Source organism: Neobacillus sp. NPDC093182, assembly GCF_044754045.1.
On the sequence record NZ_JBIVOI010000013.1, the window covers coordinates 60,699 to 77,360 of the forward strand.

General features: G+C 37.8%; 18 protein-coding genes and 1 other annotated feature. All 18 genes read left to right on the forward strand.

The window, feature by feature from the left end; translation table 11 throughout:
- The first annotated feature begins 31 nt into the window (after positions 1–31).
- The 18 genes from murB to ileS all read left to right on the forward strand — a co-directional run bounded on the left by murB (position 32) and on the right by ileS (position 16,628).
- On the forward strand, positions 32–940 hold the full coding sequence (gene murB / locus ACIQAA_RS22020; RefSeq protein ID WP_402623721.1) for a UDP-N-acetylmuramate dehydrogenase: 909 nt from the start codon (positions 32–34) through the stop codon (positions 938–940).
- 195 nt (positions 941–1,135) lie between these two features.
- The gene (locus tag ACIQAA_RS22025) at positions 1,136–1,936 is read left to right on the forward strand and encodes a cell division protein FtsQ/DivIB (RefSeq protein ID WP_402623723.1); all 801 of its coding nucleotides are present in this window, start codon (positions 1,136–1,138) and stop codon (positions 1,934–1,936) included.
- Positions 1,917–2,624 carry a DUF881 domain-containing protein gene (locus ACIQAA_RS22030; RefSeq protein WP_402624023.1) on the forward strand — a complete coding sequence of 236 codons (708 nt, stop codon included), beginning with the start codon at positions 1,917–1,919 and terminating at the stop codon, positions 2,622–2,624. Before ACIQAA_RS22025 ends, ACIQAA_RS22030 begins: the two co-directional genes overlap by 20 nt.
- Positions 2,625–2,676: 52 nt before the next feature.
- On the forward strand, positions 2,677–3,414 hold the full coding sequence (locus ACIQAA_RS22035) for a DUF881 domain-containing protein (protein WP_402623726.1): 738 nt from the start codon (positions 2,677–2,679) through the stop codon (positions 3,412–3,414).
- Positions 3,414–3,776: a small basic family protein gene (locus tag ACIQAA_RS22040; protein ID WP_402623729.1), complete on the forward strand. Its 363-nt coding sequence runs from the start codon at positions 3,414–3,416 to the stop codon at positions 3,774–3,776. The genes ACIQAA_RS22035 and ACIQAA_RS22040 overlap by 1 nt, the downstream gene beginning before the upstream one ends.
- Positions 3,777–3,901: 125 nt before the next feature.
- On the forward strand, positions 3,902–5,188 hold the full coding sequence (gene ftsA / locus ACIQAA_RS22045; RefSeq protein WP_307303396.1) for a cell division protein FtsA: 1,287 nt from the start codon (positions 3,902–3,904) through the stop codon (positions 5,186–5,188).
- A gap of 42 nt (positions 5,189–5,230) precedes the next feature.
- Complete coding sequence (ftsZ, locus tag ACIQAA_RS22050; RefSeq protein ID WP_402623731.1) at positions 5,231–6,373, forward strand: cell division protein FtsZ; 1,143 nt, start codon at positions 5,231–5,233, stop codon at positions 6,371–6,373.
- Positions 6,374–6,782: 409 nt separating this feature from the next.
- Complete coding sequence (gene spoIIGA, locus ACIQAA_RS22055; RefSeq protein ID WP_402623733.1) at positions 6,783–7,721, forward strand: sigma-E processing peptidase SpoIIGA; 939 nt, start codon at positions 6,783–6,785, stop codon at positions 7,719–7,721.
- A 44-nt stretch (positions 7,722–7,765) separates the two neighbouring features.
- Positions 7,766–8,485 carry an RNA polymerase sporulation sigma factor SigE gene (gene sigE / locus ACIQAA_RS22060; RefSeq protein ID WP_063251599.1) on the forward strand — a complete coding sequence of 240 codons (720 nt, stop codon included), beginning with the start codon at positions 7,766–7,768 and terminating at the stop codon, positions 8,483–8,485.
- 161 nt (positions 8,486–8,646) lie between these two features.
- Complete coding sequence (gene sigG, locus ACIQAA_RS22065; protein WP_179597306.1) at positions 8,647–9,426, forward strand: RNA polymerase sporulation sigma factor SigG; 780 nt, start codon at positions 8,647–8,649, stop codon at positions 9,424–9,426.
- A gap of 99 nt (positions 9,427–9,525) precedes the next feature.
- Complete coding sequence (locus ACIQAA_RS22070; RefSeq protein WP_307196460.1) at positions 9,526–9,795, forward strand: YlmC/YmxH family sporulation protein; 270 nt, start codon at positions 9,526–9,528, stop codon at positions 9,793–9,795.
- Between the two features lie 71 nt (positions 9,796–9,866).
- Positions 9,867–10,691 (forward strand): peptidoglycan editing factor PgeF, encoded by an 825-nt coding sequence (gene pgeF, locus ACIQAA_RS22075; protein ID WP_402623737.1) that lies wholly within the window; start codon positions 9,867–9,869, stop codon positions 10,689–10,691.
- Entirely contained in the window at positions 10,688–11,374 is a 687-nt protein-coding gene (locus ACIQAA_RS22080; RefSeq protein ID WP_402623739.1) for a YggS family pyridoxal phosphate-dependent enzyme, read from the forward strand. Before pgeF ends, ACIQAA_RS22080 begins: the two co-directional genes overlap by 4 nt.
- Position 11,375: 1 nt before the next feature.
- Complete coding sequence (locus ACIQAA_RS22085; protein ID WP_402623740.1) at positions 11,376–11,810, forward strand: cell division protein SepF; 435 nt, start codon at positions 11,376–11,378, stop codon at positions 11,808–11,810.
- A 6-nt stretch (positions 11,811–11,816) separates the two neighbouring features.
- Positions 11,817–12,080 carry a YggT family protein gene (locus tag ACIQAA_RS22090; protein WP_402623743.1) on the forward strand — a complete coding sequence of 88 codons (264 nt, stop codon included), beginning with the start codon at positions 11,817–11,819 and terminating at the stop codon, positions 12,078–12,080.
- A gap of 29 nt (positions 12,081–12,109) precedes the next feature.
- Positions 12,110–12,883, forward strand: a complete 774-nt coding sequence (locus tag ACIQAA_RS22095; protein ID WP_402623746.1) for a YlmH family RNA-binding protein — start codon at positions 12,110–12,112, stop codon at positions 12,881–12,883.
- A gap of 91 nt (positions 12,884–12,974) precedes the next feature.
- Entirely contained in the window at positions 12,975–13,490 is a 516-nt protein-coding gene (locus ACIQAA_RS22100; protein WP_307196454.1) for a DivIVA domain-containing protein, read from the forward strand.
- A 50-nt stretch (positions 13,491–13,540) separates the two neighbouring features.
- Positions 13,541–13,782: a binding site (T-box leader), on the forward strand.
- Between the two features lie 74 nt (positions 13,783–13,856).
- A complete protein-coding gene (gene ileS, locus ACIQAA_RS22105) occupies positions 13,857–16,628 on the forward strand; it encodes an isoleucine--tRNA ligase (RefSeq protein ID WP_402623749.1) in 2,772 nt (923 codons plus the stop codon).
- Positions 16,629–16,662: the final 34 nt, after the last annotated feature.

Sequence of the window (16,662 nt, forward strand, 5' to 3'; positions counted from 1 at the left end):
TACGTTTGTTTTGAAAGATAGGGTGATAGGAATGGACGGATTATTTACAGAAATTCAAGATTTAAATATTGGCAAAGTGAAGAGAAATGAACGGTTATCCCAGCATACGACCATGAAGATTGGAGGTCCTGCTGACATTTTTATTGAGCCTTCTTCTTTGGAAAATATCCAAAAAGTAATGACCTTTTTAAAGGAGCGGCAAATTCCATGGAGGGCAATTGGCAGAGGTTCGAATTTATTGGTCTCTGATAAAGGGATTGAGGGTGTAGTAATTAAATTAGGCTCAGGTTTAGACCATCTAACCATAAATGATTCTGTGATAACAGTAGGCGGCGGTCATTCTTTAGTAAGCTTATCTACCTTGATATCAAAAAAGGGATTATCAGGACTTGAATTTGCCAGCGGCATCCCTGGGTCTGTCGGCGGAGCAGTATATATGAATGCAGGAGCACATGGTTCAGATATTAGTAAGATTTTAACCAAGGCACATATATTGTTTGAAGACGGATCCATGGAATGGATAACGAACGAGGAGATGGAGTTCACTTACAGGACCTCAGTCCTTCAAAAGAAGCGGCCAGGTATTGTTTTAGAAGCAGAATTCCAACTAACAAAAGGTGATAGGACTACGATTGTTTCACAAATGCAAAAAAACAAAGATTACCGTAAAGAAACGCAGCCATGGAATTTCCCATGTGCGGGGAGTATTTTCCGTAACCCACTGCCAAATTATGCAGGAAAACTTATAGAAGACGCGGGATTAAAAGGGTACCAAATGGGCGGTGCAAAAATATCAGAAATGCACGGGAACTTTATTGTGAATGCTGGTAATGCAACCGCTAAGGATGTTCTAGATTTAATTCAATATATAAAAGATACAATCCTAAATTTATATGGAATTAAAATGGAAACTGAGGTAGAGATTATTGGGCGTGTGTAAAAAGAAATAGTCGTACCAATTACAAATTTTGTGATATAATTACTCATTATATAAATATGGAAAAAAACTGAGAAAATGAATGACGGCATGACTTTTCGTGCCGTTGTTTTCGCTTTTTAGGCAGGAAAAGCGGGTAGTATTTAATAGGTTTTCTTTTTGGACATGCTAAGCGTTATTCTTAATGGAGGGAAGTGTATGGATAAAGGTAAGATTGTCGCTCTTGAGGATCGAATTCCAAAGCTTAAAGAGCAAAGACGGCGTAAAGCTAACAGAAGGCTTATCATTCTTCTATTCTTGTTCTTTACTATGATTGCCGTTGTCGCATATGCACAGTCACCATTAAGTCATGTAAAAAAGATAACGATTAAAGGAAATGAATTGCTGTCAACAGATGAAATCATTAAAATAACTGAGATATCTAAAAATACTAACATTTGGAGTGTAAAGAAAGATACTATATCATTAACTCTCCAAAAAATGAATGTTATTAAACAAGCAAAGGTGACTATAAAGTGGCCCAATACTGTCATGATAGAGATAGAAGAACGTAATAAAATTGCCTATTTAGAGTCCGATGGCTCCTATTTCCCAGTAATGGAAAACGGAAAGATCCTTAAGGATAGGGAAGTTACTGAATTACCTATTAATGCACCAATCCTTTTTAAATTTAAAGAGGGTGCAATCCTTAAAGAAATGGTCACTGCACTTGATGAACTGCCGGTAGAGGTTCTGAATGCTATCTCAGAAATACACTATACTCCGAAAAAAACAGACCAGTATCATATTTCATTATTTATGAATGATGGTTTTGAAGTAAGTGCGACACTACGAAGCTTTTCTGAAAAAATGATACATTATCCTTCGATCATAAGCCAATTAGATCCGAGCATTAAGGGTATTATCGATTTAGAGGTAGGTTCCTATTTTAAGGCATATGAATTGGAAGCGGACGAATCGGAGGAATCGGAAATTGAAAATGATAAAGGTGAAGGGTAAGCATGTTGTTTTATCCCTAGTATGCCTTGTTCTTGGGTTTATGATTGCATTTTCCTATCATTTTACCCAAAAAGAATTAAATAAACAGGAAACAAATTTAACAAGTGAACAATGGGAAAAAACGATTGACCTTAGAAATCAACTAATTGAATTAGAGGAACTAAATCGTAAATTACAAAAGGAATTAAACCAAAAACAAGATAAGGTTCTAGAGAACGAAAAAGACCTTTCAAAAGAAGCGGAAGTATACTCAACTCTTGCTGAAGAAGCAGAAAAATACCGGATGTTCTTAGGCAAGGTTAAAGTTAAGGGGCAAGGAGTAAGCGTCCAGCTTTCAGATGGTGCGTACGATCCGCAAGAAGAAAATATTAATAACTATTTAGTACATGAACACCATGTATTTAAAGTTATTAATGAGCTTTACATCTCTGGTGCAGCAGCGATTGCGATTAATGGTCAGAGATTAACAAGCCATTCCTATATTATTTGTAACGGACCCGTTATTACGGTTGATGGCATTCAACATCCAGCGCCATTTGTGATTACTGCAATTGGTGACCCTGAGGTATTAACTTCTGCCTTAAACCTTACCGGTGGTGTGAAAGATCAACTCGTTAACGATAATATTGTTTTTACTTTAGAAGAAAAGAGCGAAATCATCCTAAATCCAATTTTAGGACAGTCATAAGGTATTCGAATATGTCCACGTGAAGATTAAAATAAAAGGTAAGGTGAAAAAAGTGGACAAGCTTAAAAAAAATTTTAGTTTTATTGCTATATCTGTAGTTATCGGTTTTATGATTGCCATCCAATTTCAAACCATAAAAAAACCAGTAGAACGTGATACTCGTGATTTATGGCAGCTCCGTGAGGCAATACTCCAAGAGAAAGAATTGCAATCTGAGTTATTAACTGAAATTCGATCAATTGAAGAAAAATTACTTGCCTATGAATCGAAGCAAAAGCAGAGTAAGGAACAGGCACTGCGTGATACTATTCAAGAATTGAAGAATGAGGCAGGAATGACTAAAGTAACTGCCCCTGGATTACTATTGACCATTGAACCAATCATTGAGGAAATTCAAATTGGGACAGAGATATCAAAGGCTGTGTCACCTGAACTTTTAAAAAGATTATTAAATGAATTGAATATGTATGATGCTAAATATGTATCTGTTGATGGTCAGCGGATCATTAATACAACAGTCATCAGGGATATTAACAATGAAACAAAAATTGATGGTCACGCTTTGTCAAGCTTACCGATTGAAATTAAAGTAGGCGTTGATAATATTGAAACCGCTGAAAAGTTATACAATCAAATGAAAGTATCGAAGGCTGTGGAGGAATTCTTCATCGAAAACCTTAAATTGACTATTTCGGAGCCAAATCCTGGAATTACCATTCCTGCATATGATAATCCGATCCGGATTCGATATTTAGAGTCAATGAAGGCGAATGAAGGAGGGAATACATAATGTGGCTTCCGTTATTAGGATTAATCGTCGGAATCCTTCTTGGACTATTAACAGATATTACGATTCCTGAAGAGTATTCAAATTATTTATCGATTGCGGTTTTGGCAGCTCTAGATACATTATTCGGCGGTATACGGGCGCACCTGCAAAATATTTATGATGAAAAAGTATTCGTTTCTGGATTCTTTTTCAATATTTTACTTGCAGCAAGTTTAGCTTTTCTAGGCGTTCATCTTGGTGTAGACTTGTATTTAGCAGCTGTTTTTGCCTTTGGTGTCCGCTTATTTCAAAATATTGCAGTAATTAGGCGAATATTATTGACAAAATGGTCAACAAACAAAGAAAAATTAGAAAAAAATTGATTTTTTTAAAGGGAATTATTTAGTTGTGACGAATAATTTTATAAGATATAGGTTGTACTTTTATATTATATCTTATGAAAAATAGTTGTTGTTCGACTGAAGGAATGCTAAGGAGGTGCCAAAGAATGAACAGCAATGAAATATATGTAAGTCTTGACATCGGTACATCCAGTGTAAAAGTAATCATTGGTGAAATTGTCAACGACTCGATAAATATAATTGGTGTTGGAAACGTAAAGTCTGAGGGACTGCGTAAGGGATCTATCATTGACATCAATGATACCGTTCATTCTATTAAACGTGCAATTGAAGAAGCTGAAAGAATGATAGGAATGGAAATAAGACAAGTGATTGTTGGGATTTCTGGCAATCAAGTTGCTCTTGAACCATGTCGTGGAATTGTAGGAGTTTCCAGTCAAAATCGTGAAATCACGAATGAAGATGTGAGACGTGTTATAGACGAGGCACAAGTTGTATCTATCTCTCAGGATAGAGAAATTATTGGGGTTATCCGTAAACAATTTATCCTTGATGGTAAGGATGAAATTAATAACCCTTGTGGGATGATCGGTGTCCGTTTGGAAGTTGAAGGAACTCTCATTACAGGGTCCAACGCTATCATTACCAATACATTGCGATGTGTCGAACGTGCCGGATTAGAAATTACTGATATCATCCTGCAGCCGCTGGCAGCTGGAGAGTATGCACTTTCAAAGGACGAGAAAAACCTCGGTGTTGCTTTAATCGACCTAGGTGGCGGTTCAACAACGATTGCATATTTTGAAGAAGGATTCTTGGCAGCAACAAGTGTAATACCAGTAGGCGGAGACCTCATTACAAATGACCTTTCTAAGGTATTACACACTTCAACCGAGGATGCCGAAAAAATTAAAGTAAAATATGGACATGCTTTTTACGATGATGCCTCTGAAGATGAGTTCTTTAGTGTTCCAATCATCGGAAGCGATCAACATCAACAATTTAATCAATTATATGTTTCTGAAATAATAGAAGCTCGAATGGAAGAAATTTTTGAATTGATTGCTCATGAACTAAAACGATTAGGTATTAATGATTTACCTGGAGGGTTTGTATTTACAGGTGGTACTGCAAATATGCAAGGCATATTAGAACTAGCTCAAACGATTTTCCAAAGTCCAGTTCGCAAAGCCGTTCCCAACTATATTGGAGTAAGAGAGCCTCAGTATACAACTGCGGTTGGTTTAATCAAATATGCTTACAAGAATGCTAGATTACCAGGTGGAACATTCGTCGCTTCAGCACCTGTTACTGAACCAATCGAGAAGAAAGTTCAAAAACAACAACAACAGCCAAAAGCAAAACCAGAAAAACATCCGGAAGATAAGATGTCATCAAAAGTAAAAAAATTCCTTGGTCTCTTTTTCGAATAGACAAATACGAAAAGGATTATCGACGAATTAGGAGGATTTGTCATGTTAGAGTTTGATACAAATTTAGATTCTCTTGCTACAATAAAAGTAATTGGGGTTGGCGGCGGTGGAAACAACGCAGTAAATCGAATGATTGAACATGGTGTTCAAGGAGTAGAATTTATCGCGGTTAATACCGATGCACAAGCATTAAACCTATCAAAAGCAGAGGTGAAAATGCAAATTGGCTCTAAATTAACAAGAGGTCTTGGTGCAGGGGCTAATCCTGAAGTAGGCAAGAAAGCGGCAGAAGAAAGTAAAGAACAATTAGAAGACGCATTACGTGGTGCGGATATGGTCTTTGTTACTGCAGGTATGGGCGGCGGAACAGGTACAGGAGCTGCTCCTGTTATTGCACAAATTGCCCGTGATTTAGGAGCCTTAACAGTTGGGGTTGTAACTCGTCCATTTACATTTGAAGGTAAAAAACGTTCAAACCAAGCTGCAGGTGGTATTGGTGCAATGAAAGAGGCAGTGGATACATTGATTGTGATCCCGAATGACCGCCTTCTTGAAATCGTAGATAAAAGTACTCCAATGCTTGAAGCTTTCCGTGAAGCAGATAATGTGCTTCGTCAAGGGGTTCAAGGTATTTCAGACTTAATCGCAGTTCCAGGTCTTATTAACTTGGACTTTGCAGATGTGAAGACGATTATGTCAAACAAAGGTTCCGCGTTGATGGGGATCGGTATGGCAACCGGTGAAAATCGTGCAACTGAAGCTGCTAAAAAAGCGATAAGTTCTCCATTGTTAGAAACATCTATTGATGGTGCACAAGGAGTTCTAATGAATATTACAGGCGGCAGTAACTTGAGTTTATATGAAGTTCAAGAAGCTGCTGATATTGTGGCAACAGCATCAGACCAAGAAGTAAATATGATTTTTGGATCTGTAATCAATGAGAACCACAAGGATGAAATTATTGTTACCGTTATTGCTACTGGCTTTAATGAAGAAGTGATTCAGCCAAAGGCCGCTACTCGTCCAACATTTGGACAAGCAAAACCACAGTTAAGTGCAGTAAAGCGGGAACAAAAGCGTGAAGAAGCACCACAAGAAACAATCCGCAGCAGCAACAACAACGTTTCCCAAGAGGAAACACTAGATATACCAACATTCCTACGCAACAGAAACCGTAGAAGATAAACAAACAAAAGGCATGGTCCAATAGGACTATGCCTTTTTTGTTTGGCTGTGTGAAGGGTTAAATTGTTTTAGTGTCCCTGTTGATTTGTGCGGAAGGCGCGAGACTCCTGCAGGAGGACGGGACAGGGGAGACCCCGCAGACGCTTTAGCGTCGAGGAGGCTTCCCGAACCGCCTGGAGCACAAATCAACAGGCCAAATTTAACACAGCCTTTGGAAAAATGAAATTAGACAAAATACGTTGTTAATAGTGAAAATTTCTGTTTTTTCATTACAGAAAGTGACACACTTTAGCCCGTAAAGTAGGTTATACTTTTTCCTAAACAGAATAATAGAAAAGATTGGTAATACACCCTTATGTATAATCCATAAAGCTAGTAATTGCTTTTGACATTCAAAGGGGGAAGCTGGTTGTCTGTATATTTAGATGTTATTTGGGCCCTTAATCTGTTATTTGATAGCCTTCTCCTGTATCTATCAGCCATTTTTTTAAAAAGACAAATTCGAATATGGAGGATAATAGCAGGCGGTTTTATTGGTTCACTAATCATAGTATTGTCGTTTACACCATTACATACCTATTCTAATCATCCGATTTCAAAGCTATTATTTTCGGTGGTCATGGTTTTAGTTGTATTTGGGTATAAACGATTATCCTTTTTCATTAAGGCTTTAATGACTCTTTATGTAACAACATTTCTCATTGGAGGGGCATTAATTGGAGCCCATTATTTTGTCCAATTTGATTCTGAGATGTCAACAAAAGTAATGATTGCAAGTGTGACTGGTTTTGGTGATCCAATTAGCTGGCTTTTTGTTTTGCTAGGTTTTCCTATTGCTTGGCATTTCTCCAGACGGAATATCGAGAGCATGGAAATGACCAAGATCCAATTTGATCAGATTGTTACTGTCACCTTAAAAATAAATAACGAAACTTTTACTTTTAAGGGTCTAGTTGACAGTGGAAATCAGCTTTATGATCCATTATCAAAACTTCCTGTTATGTTTGTTTCCATTAAGAATATGCTAGAAGGCATGGCCGAACCAATAATAAAAATGGCAGCTGATCCAGAATCTCTGATTCTAGGAAATCAAGAAGTTCCGGATGATTGGCAAAATAAGATAAGGATTGTCCCTTGCCGGGTGGTAGGACAAGAGCACCAGCTCATCGCTGCTGTAAAGCCAGACTCAATTATTATTCATACAAAAGGAGAAAGTTACTTATGCGAAAAGGGTCTCGTATCGTTTACTATGCAGCAATTATCTGCTGATGATGCCTTTCAATGCATCGTTCATCCAAAAATGCTCACCGGACCTAAGCAGCAGAGTGATTCGGTGAAAGTAAGTTAATAATACTATACTCAGAAAAACATATTTTAGAAGGAGGAACTTGCGTGAAAAAATGGAGACTTCGCTTATCCTACTACTGGTATAAGATACTGATCAAATTAGGAATTAAAAGTGATGAAGTTTATTATATTGGCGGCAGCGAAGCCTTACCGCCTCCTTTAAGCAAGGATGAAGAAGAGCTGCTGTTAAATAAGCTTCCAGGTGGTGATAAGGCAGCTAGATCGATTTTAATCGAACGAAATCTGAGGCTTGTTGTCTATATCGCAAGGAAATTTGAAAATACCGGAATTAATATCGAGGATTTAATTAGTATAGGAACAATTGGTTTAATTAAAGCGGTGAATACCTTTAATCCTGAGAAGAAAATTAAGCTGGCTACATATGCGTCCAGATGTATTGAAAATGAAATCCTTATGTACTTGCGGAGAAACAATAAAATCAGATCTGAAGTTTCCTTTGATGAACCATTAAACATCGATTGGGACGGTAATGAATTATTATTATCCGATGTTTTAGGAACAGATGATGATATTATTACGAAGGATTTAGAAGCAAATGTAGATAGAAAATTATTAACTAAAGCGTTACACCAATTGTCGGACAGGGAAAAGCAAATTATGGAGCTGCGCTTCGGACTTACCAATGGAGAAGAAAAAACACAGAAGGATGTAGCAGATATGCTTGGTATCTCACAATCATATATCTCGAGACTAGAAAAAAGAATCATAAAACGATTACGAAAAGAATTTAATAAAATGGTGTAAAAAAAAGAAAATTTTTCTAACTGAAAGACCAATAAAAATATAGTTTCTATCGCATTTTTCGACATCCCGCTGTAAATCCATCAGATGCACATGTGCATATTTTTCCTGCTCAAGGAGATACTGTTTTTTGTACAGCAACTCCTATGAGGAGGGAAAAGGGATTGACTCGAAATAAAGTTGAAATTTGTGGCGTAGATACATCAAAACTTCCTGTATTAAAAAATGAAGAAATGAGATTACTCTTCAAGCAAATGCAAGAGGGCGATATTACAGCACGAGAAAAACTCGTCAACGGAAATTTACGACTCGTTTTAAGTGTAATACAGCGGTTTAACAACCGGGGCGAGTTTGTTGATGATCTGTTTCAGGTTGGCTGTATTGGGCTTATGAAATCGATTGATAACTTTGATTTAAGTCAAAACGTAAAGTTTTCCACTTATGCCGTACCAATGATTATTGGCGAAATACGCAGGTACCTCCGCGATAACAATCCTATTCGCGTTTCAAGGTCCTTAAGAGATATCGCTTATAAGGCATTACAAGTAAGGGAACGATTAATGAGTGAAACTTCACGGGAACCAACTGCTGAGGAGATTGCAAAAGTTTTAGAAGTCCCACATGAAGAAATTGTATTTGCACTAGATGCTATCCAAGACCCTGTATCTTTGTTTGAGCCAATCTATAACGATGGCGGGGACCCTATCTATGTGGTGGACCAATTAAGCGACGAACGAAGTAAAGATATTCATTGGATAGAAGAAATTGCTTTAAAAGAAGGTATGCGCCGCTTAAATGAGCGGGAAAAGTTAATTTTAAGAAAACGATTCTTCCAGGGTAAAACGCAAATGGAAGTCGCAGATGAAATTGGGATTTCACAAGCACAGGTTTCGCGTTTAGAAAAAGCTGCCATCAAACAAATGAATAAAAATATTCAAAGTTAAGCTGTCCAATATGGGCGGCTTTTTTTTCTGTTATTTACAGATATATTGAGGAAACAAATCATATATTTTCAATAGGATAAAATGGCGGGAGTGAGAGTTATGGTGAAAATATCAGAATTTCAGATTAAAGATGTGGTGAATGTAGCAGATGGCAAAAAGTTGGGGAATATTGGTGATATCGAAATTAATCTTACCACAGGGAAAATTGAAGCGGTTATCGTTACCGGCAGCGGCAAAGTTTTGGGTTTTTTTGGAAGGGAAGAAGATATCGTTATTCCGTGGAAAAACATTATTAAAATAGGTCAAGATGTAATACTGGTACGATTCAAAGCGATCGAAGAGAGGCCTGCAGAAGAAATGGAAGTATAGATCTATGCATGATCTACGGTGACCATTTAAAGTATTCATGGTAAACTAGATAAAAACAAATGAGGTTAAGTATGGAACCCTTTGCATATAATCATCAATCATATTTTTCAATTAATAATTGGATGGAACAGTATCCGGGGCTTGCAGCTGGAATAACAACAAAAAAAGGTGGCAGCAGTACGGGGGTTTATAAAGATTTCAATATGGGTTTTCATGTTGGGGATCAGCTTGAGGCTGTTTGTTCTAACAGGAATCAGCTGGCTGACCTTATTCAATTTCCGTTGAAATCCTGGGTAGGTGCTGAGCAGACCCATGATACCGTAATTAGAAAAATTACCAAGGCTGACCTTGGTAAAGGTTCAGATTCTTATGACAGTGCAATTAAAGGGACCGATGGATTTTATACGAATGAAGAGGGAATTTTATTAACTCTTTGTTATGCGGATTGTGTCCCTCTTTTTTTTATTTCCCCTAACCACAGGATGATTGGTGCAGCACATGCGGGCTGGAAGGGAACAGTAAATGAGATTGCGCGGAAGATGGTAGAGAAATGGGGAGAAGAAGGAATACCTCCCAATCAAATTTTTGCAGTAATTGGTCCATCTATTTGTGAAAAATGTTATATTGTTAATGATTATGTAATTAACTTTGTAGAAAATACTCTAGAAGATGTCGAAAAAAAACCATATAATACAATAAAAGAAGGTCAATATACATTAGACTTGCGAGAACTAAATAAAATAATTCTTCTTAAGGCCGGTGTCCCAGAAAAAAATATTCAAATGACTAAACTATGCTCTAGTTGTGACCAATCAGAATTTTTTTCTCATCGCCGTGACCAAGGTAAAACGGGAAGGATGTTAAGTTATATTGGATGGAAGGAGACCTCCGAATGAAGGTTGCAGAAAATCTCATACATATCAGTCAGCGAATAAGCAATGCATGCCATAAGGTAAATCGGAGTCCTGATGAAGTGAAACTGATTGCCGTTACCAAATATGTCAGTATTGATAGAGCGAATGAAGCCTTGGAAGCTGGTATAATAAATCTAGGAGAAAACCGTGATGAGGGGCTTTTAAAAAAGTGGGAAGTTTTAGGGGACAAGCCCAATTGGCATTTTATCGGAACCCTGCAGACGCGCAAAGTTAAAAATATAATCGATAAGGTAGAATATATTCACTCTTTAGATCGCATTTCATTAGCAGAGGAAATTAATAAACGTGCAGTGAAAAAAATGAAATGCCTAGTCCAAGTTAATGTTTCACAGGAAGAATCAAAGCATGGTTTAACCCCTGAGGATGTAGTGGATTTTATAAAAGACCTTCGCGCGTATGAAAATATTAGCATTGAAGGTTTAATGACAATGGCCCCGCTGACGGACGATGAAGAACAGCTTCGAACCTGTTTTCGAAAGCTAAAGGAGCTTCGTGACCAAATAAAAGATTGTAATTTTGATTATGCCCCTTGTACTGAGCTTTCTATGGGGATGTCAAATGATTTTGAAATCGCGATTGAAGAGGGAGCAACGATGATCAGAATTGGAACTGCACTTGTCGGTGTGGCTGGTGAGGAGGAATAAAATGACGATTAAATCGAAATTAAAAACATTTTTCTTTTTAGATGAGGACTACGATGATAATAATCAGGATGACGATGAAAAGGTTGAACCCATAAAGCCTCAAAAACAGTCTATGAAACCTCAAAATGTTGTTAGTTTGCAGAGTGTCCAAAAGGCTTCTAAAGTAATTTTAGTAGAACCAAGAGTATATGCAGAAGCCCAGGATATCACCGACCATTTAAAAAACCGCCGTGCAGTTGTCGTGAATCTTCAGCGCATTGGCCATGAGGAAGGAAGACAAATCGTCGACTTTTTGAGTGGAGCCGTTTATGCATTAGGTGGAGACATTCAAAAAATAGGATCCAGTATCTTTTTATGTACTCCTGATAATGTCGAGATTTCTGGCAATATTTCTGAATTAGTGAAGGAACAAGAATTTCAAGACACGAGGTGGTAAAAAGAAATGGATATTATTTTTAATGTTTTGGTCCAATTACTTGGAATATATAAATGGATGTTGATCATCTATATTCTTTTATCTTGGTTCCCAAATATGAGAGACTCTCAGATTGGAACAATTCTTGGTAAATTATGTGAGCCATTTCTAGAACCTTTTAGAAAAATCATTCCGCCTTTTGGCATGATGGATCTTTCACCTTTAGCGGCTTTCTTTGTTTTATCTTTTGCTCCGCATGGCTTAAGAGTATTACAAAACTTAATTTCTTAATTTAACCTATCCGGTCTGAGGAGTTAAACATGAATATTTATCAGCATTTTCGCCCGGAGGAACGGGAATTTATTGATCAAGTCTTACATTGGAAAGATTATGTTGATTCGAGCTATACAGCAAAGCTTACCGATTTTCTCGATCCAAGAGAGCAGCATATTTTAAAGGTCTTAATAGGTGAGAATGGAAATGTAAAGTATCAGTTTTTTGGCGGGATTGCTGCTAGTGAAAGAAACAGAGCATTCATCATGCCGGACTATCTGATACCAACTGAAGATGATTTTCAAATTAATCTATTTGAAATCGACTACCCTATAAAATTTGTTTCGATTGAGCACCCCCAGGTTTTAGGTTCACTCATGTCTATCGGTTTAAAACGTGGGAAATTTGGCGACATCTTAATGAAAGATGGACGTGTGCAGTTTTTCGCTGCCACAGAAATCAGTGATTATATTAAAAATAATTTAGAATCGATTGGCAAGGCTTCTATTCGAATAAAAGAGCTGGCTCTGGATGAAGCCATAACGACGGATGAGTTATGGATAGAGCAGGCGACCACTGTTTCCTCCTTAAGGCTCGATACCATTATTTCTGGTATTCATAATATCTCAAGGCAAAAATCACAGCTTTTTATTAACCAAGGATTAGTAAAAGTAAACTGGACATCAATAGAAAATGTTTCATTTGAATGTGCGGAAGGTGATTTACTGTCAGTTAGAGGCCATGGGAGAGCAAAAATTTTGTCCATCGAAGGAAGAACAAAAAAAGATAAATGGCGAATTGTAGTCGGAAAGCAAAAATAATTTTATTTTTTAGCAGGAATTTCGAAAACATTGTCGAATATTTGCTTATACACTAGATACATACAGAAGATAGATTCTTGGAGGTGGCATCATGCCGTTAACGCCGTTAGATATTCACAATAAAGAATTTAATAAAGGTTTTCGTGGTTACGATGAAGACGAGGTAAACGAATTTTTAGACCAAGTCATTAAGGATTATGAATTAGTCCTTCGTGAAAAAAAAGAATTAGAAGAACGATTAAATGAAATGAAGGACCGCCTAGGTCACTTTGTAAATATTGAAGAAACATTAAACAAGTCCATCGTTATCGCCCAAGAGGCTGGCGAAGATGTAAAACGAAATGCACAAAAGGAAGCAAAGCTCATCATAAAGGAAGCAGAAAAGAATGCAGACCGTATTGTAAATGAGTCACTTTCTAAAGCTAGAAAAATAGCTCTTGAGATCGAGGACTTAAAGAAGCAATCAAAAGTATTCCGTACACGTTTTAAAATGTTGATCGAAGCTCAGCTGGACATGCTTAATACAGATGACTGGGATCATTTATTAGAATATGAAGTGGATGCAACAGAATTAAAAATCCACGAGGAAGAAGATTCCTTAGCTTGACGAACTGGTATTATTTCGCATATAATTTTTTAACAGGTAAATAAAGAATGGTAATGACAATGAGAGGGACAGTACAATTTTTCAACAACCTTTTGATAGCGAGCCAGGGAGGGTGGAAGCCTGGGAAAAGTGAGAAATTGGAAGATCACCCTTGAGTCCCAGACTGAAATTCTTATATAAAGAAGAATAAGTTATGGCGGGTTATTCACGTTACGAATCTTAAAGAGGATAGTACTTCTATGTATTATCTATCAGGGTGGTACCGCGGGAATAAAACCTTCTCGTCCCTTTTTTGGGATGAGAGGGTTTTTTTATTTGTCTATTGTCAATTCTGTTTATGATGAGTATTACAGGAGGAATAAGAAAATGGAATATAAAGATACGTTATTAATGCCAAAAACTGAATTTCCAATGCGTGGCAATCTTCCACAAAGAGAACCTGAAATACAGGCAAAGTGGGAAGAAATGAATATTTACAAAAAGGTTCAGGAGCGTACTGCAGGACGTCCAATGTTTGTACTCCATGATGGACCTCCATATGCAAACGGCGACATTCATATGGGTCACGCCCTAAACAAAGTATTAAAAGACATGATTGTCCGCTTTAAATCGATGAGTGGCTTTAATGCACCCTATGTTCCAGGCTGGGATACACATGGTTTGCCAATCGAGCAGGCCCTAACAAATAAGGGAGTAAAGCGTAAAGAGATGACGGTAGCTGAATTCCGTCAGCTTTGTACAAAGTATGCCCTTGAACAAGTAGGCAATCAGCGTGAACAATTTAAACGCATCGGTGTTCGTGGTGATTGGGAAAACCCATATATCACACTAAAGCCTGAATATGAGGCACAGCAGATTAAAGTTTTTGGAGAAATGGCGAAGAAAGGCTATATTTATAAAGGTCTTAAGCCTGTATATTGGTCCCCGTCAAGTGAATCAGCTCTTGCTGAAGCTGAAATCGAATATCAAGATAAAAAGTCGCCTTCAATTTATGTCGGCTTTAAAGTAAAAGATGGAAAAGGTGTTCTTGATACGGACGTCCAAATTGTCATCTGGACCACTACACCTTGGACGATTCCTGCTAACTTAGGAATTTCAGTTCATCCAGACCTAACCTATGTAGTCGTTCAAACGAATGGAAACAAATACTTAGTTGCCGAAGCTCTTTTAGAAGCAGTAACGAAGGAAATAGGCTGGGAAGATGTGTCTGTTGTTCAAAAGGTAAAAGGAAAGGAACTAGAAAATATTCTTGCAGCACATCCATTATATGGCCGAGACTCCTTAGTAATGCTAGGTGAACATGTCACGACAGATGCTGGAACAGGCTGCGTTCATACAGCTCCAGGACACGGGGAGGATGACTTCCATGTTGGTCAAAGGTATGGACTTGAAGTACTTTGCCCGGTGGATGATAAAGGTGTAATGACGAGTGAAGCACCAGGTTTCGAAGGATTATTTTACGATACGGCAAATAAGCCTATTGCTCAAGCATTAGAAGAAGCAGGGGCTCTCTTAAAGCTTTCGTTTATTACTCACTCTTACCCGCATGATTGGAGAACTAAAAAGCCTGTAATCTTTAGAGCTACAGCGCAATGGTTCGCATCGATAAAAGACTTCCGAGACGACCTGCTTGAAGCAGTTAAAGAAACAAAGTGGGTACCAGCATGGGGTGAAACACGACTATTTAATATGGTCCGTGACCGCGGCGATTGGTGTATCTCTCGCCAGCGAGTGTGGGGAGTTCCAATTCCAGTGTTTTATGCTGGAAATGGAGAAGAAATCATTACTGATGAAACAATTAAACATGTTTCAGGATTGTTCCGTGAATTCGGTTCAAATATTTGGTTTGAGCGCGAAGCGAAAGACCTTCTGCCGGAAGGCTTTTCACATCCAGGAAGCCCTAATGGATTGTTCACGAAAGAAACAGATATCATGGATGTTTGGTTCGATTCAGGTTCATCTCACCAAGCTGTTCTTTTAGAAAGAGAAGACTTAGTACGTCCAGCAGATTTATATCTTGAAGGTTCCGATCAATATCGCGGCTGGTTTAACTCTTCACTTTCCACTGCTGTTGCAGTAACAGGGAAAGCACCTTATAAAGGTGTACTTAGCCATGGATTTGCCCTGGACGGTGAAGGCAGAAAAATGAGTAAATCATTAGGAAATGTTGTTATACCTGAAAAGGTAATGAAACAATTAGGAGCAGATATTCTAAGGCTTTGGGTTGCTTCTGTTGATTATCAGGCGGATGTTCGTGTATCCGATGCTATTTTGAAGCAGGTTGCAGAAGTATATCGAAAAATCCGAAACACCTTCCGTTTCTTGCTTGGTAACTTGGCGGACTTTAATCCAGCAGCGGATCGGGTTTCATATGAAAACCTTCGTGAAGTTGATCAATTTATGCTAGTAAAATTAAATAAGCTGATCAAGTATTCTATAAATGCTTATGAAAATTACGAGTTCGCAGGAATTTACCATGCAGTAAATAATTTCTGTACCCTTGATTTAAGTGCATTCTATCTTGATTTTGCTAAGGATGTTCTGTATATTGAGTCCGTTAACAACCATGAGCGACGTGCAATCCAAACGGTTCTTTACGATTCATTAGTTGCATTAACAAAGTTAGTTACTCCAATTCTTCCTCATACGGCAGACGAAGTTTGGAAGTTCATTCCAGCAGTTACAGAGGAAAGCGTACAACTAACGGATATGCCTGTATATCAGGAGCTTGATAATGCAAAAGCTTTGGAAGAAAAATGGACTTCATTTATGAAGCTTCGCGATGATGTATTAAAAGCGCTAGAAGAAGCTAGAAATCAAAAGGTTATTGGTAAATCATTAACTGCAAAGGTTTCTTTATATGTGAATGAAAATACGAAATCTTTATTAGACTCTATCCAAGAGAATGTGCAGCAATTATTTATCATCTCTGGTTTTGAAGTTGCAGGAAGCTATGATCAAGCACCTGAAAATGCTATTAAATTGGATACAGCTGCCATTGTTGTTACCAAAGCCGAAGGTGAAACGTGTGAACGCTGCTGGGTTGTGACTCCTGAAGTTGGTAAAGATCCAGAGCATCCTACACTATGCCCGCGTTGTGCAGAGGTAGTAAAAGGAAACTATACTCACTTAGCATAAGAGAAAAATCCCGTGATTAATTCATGGGATTTTT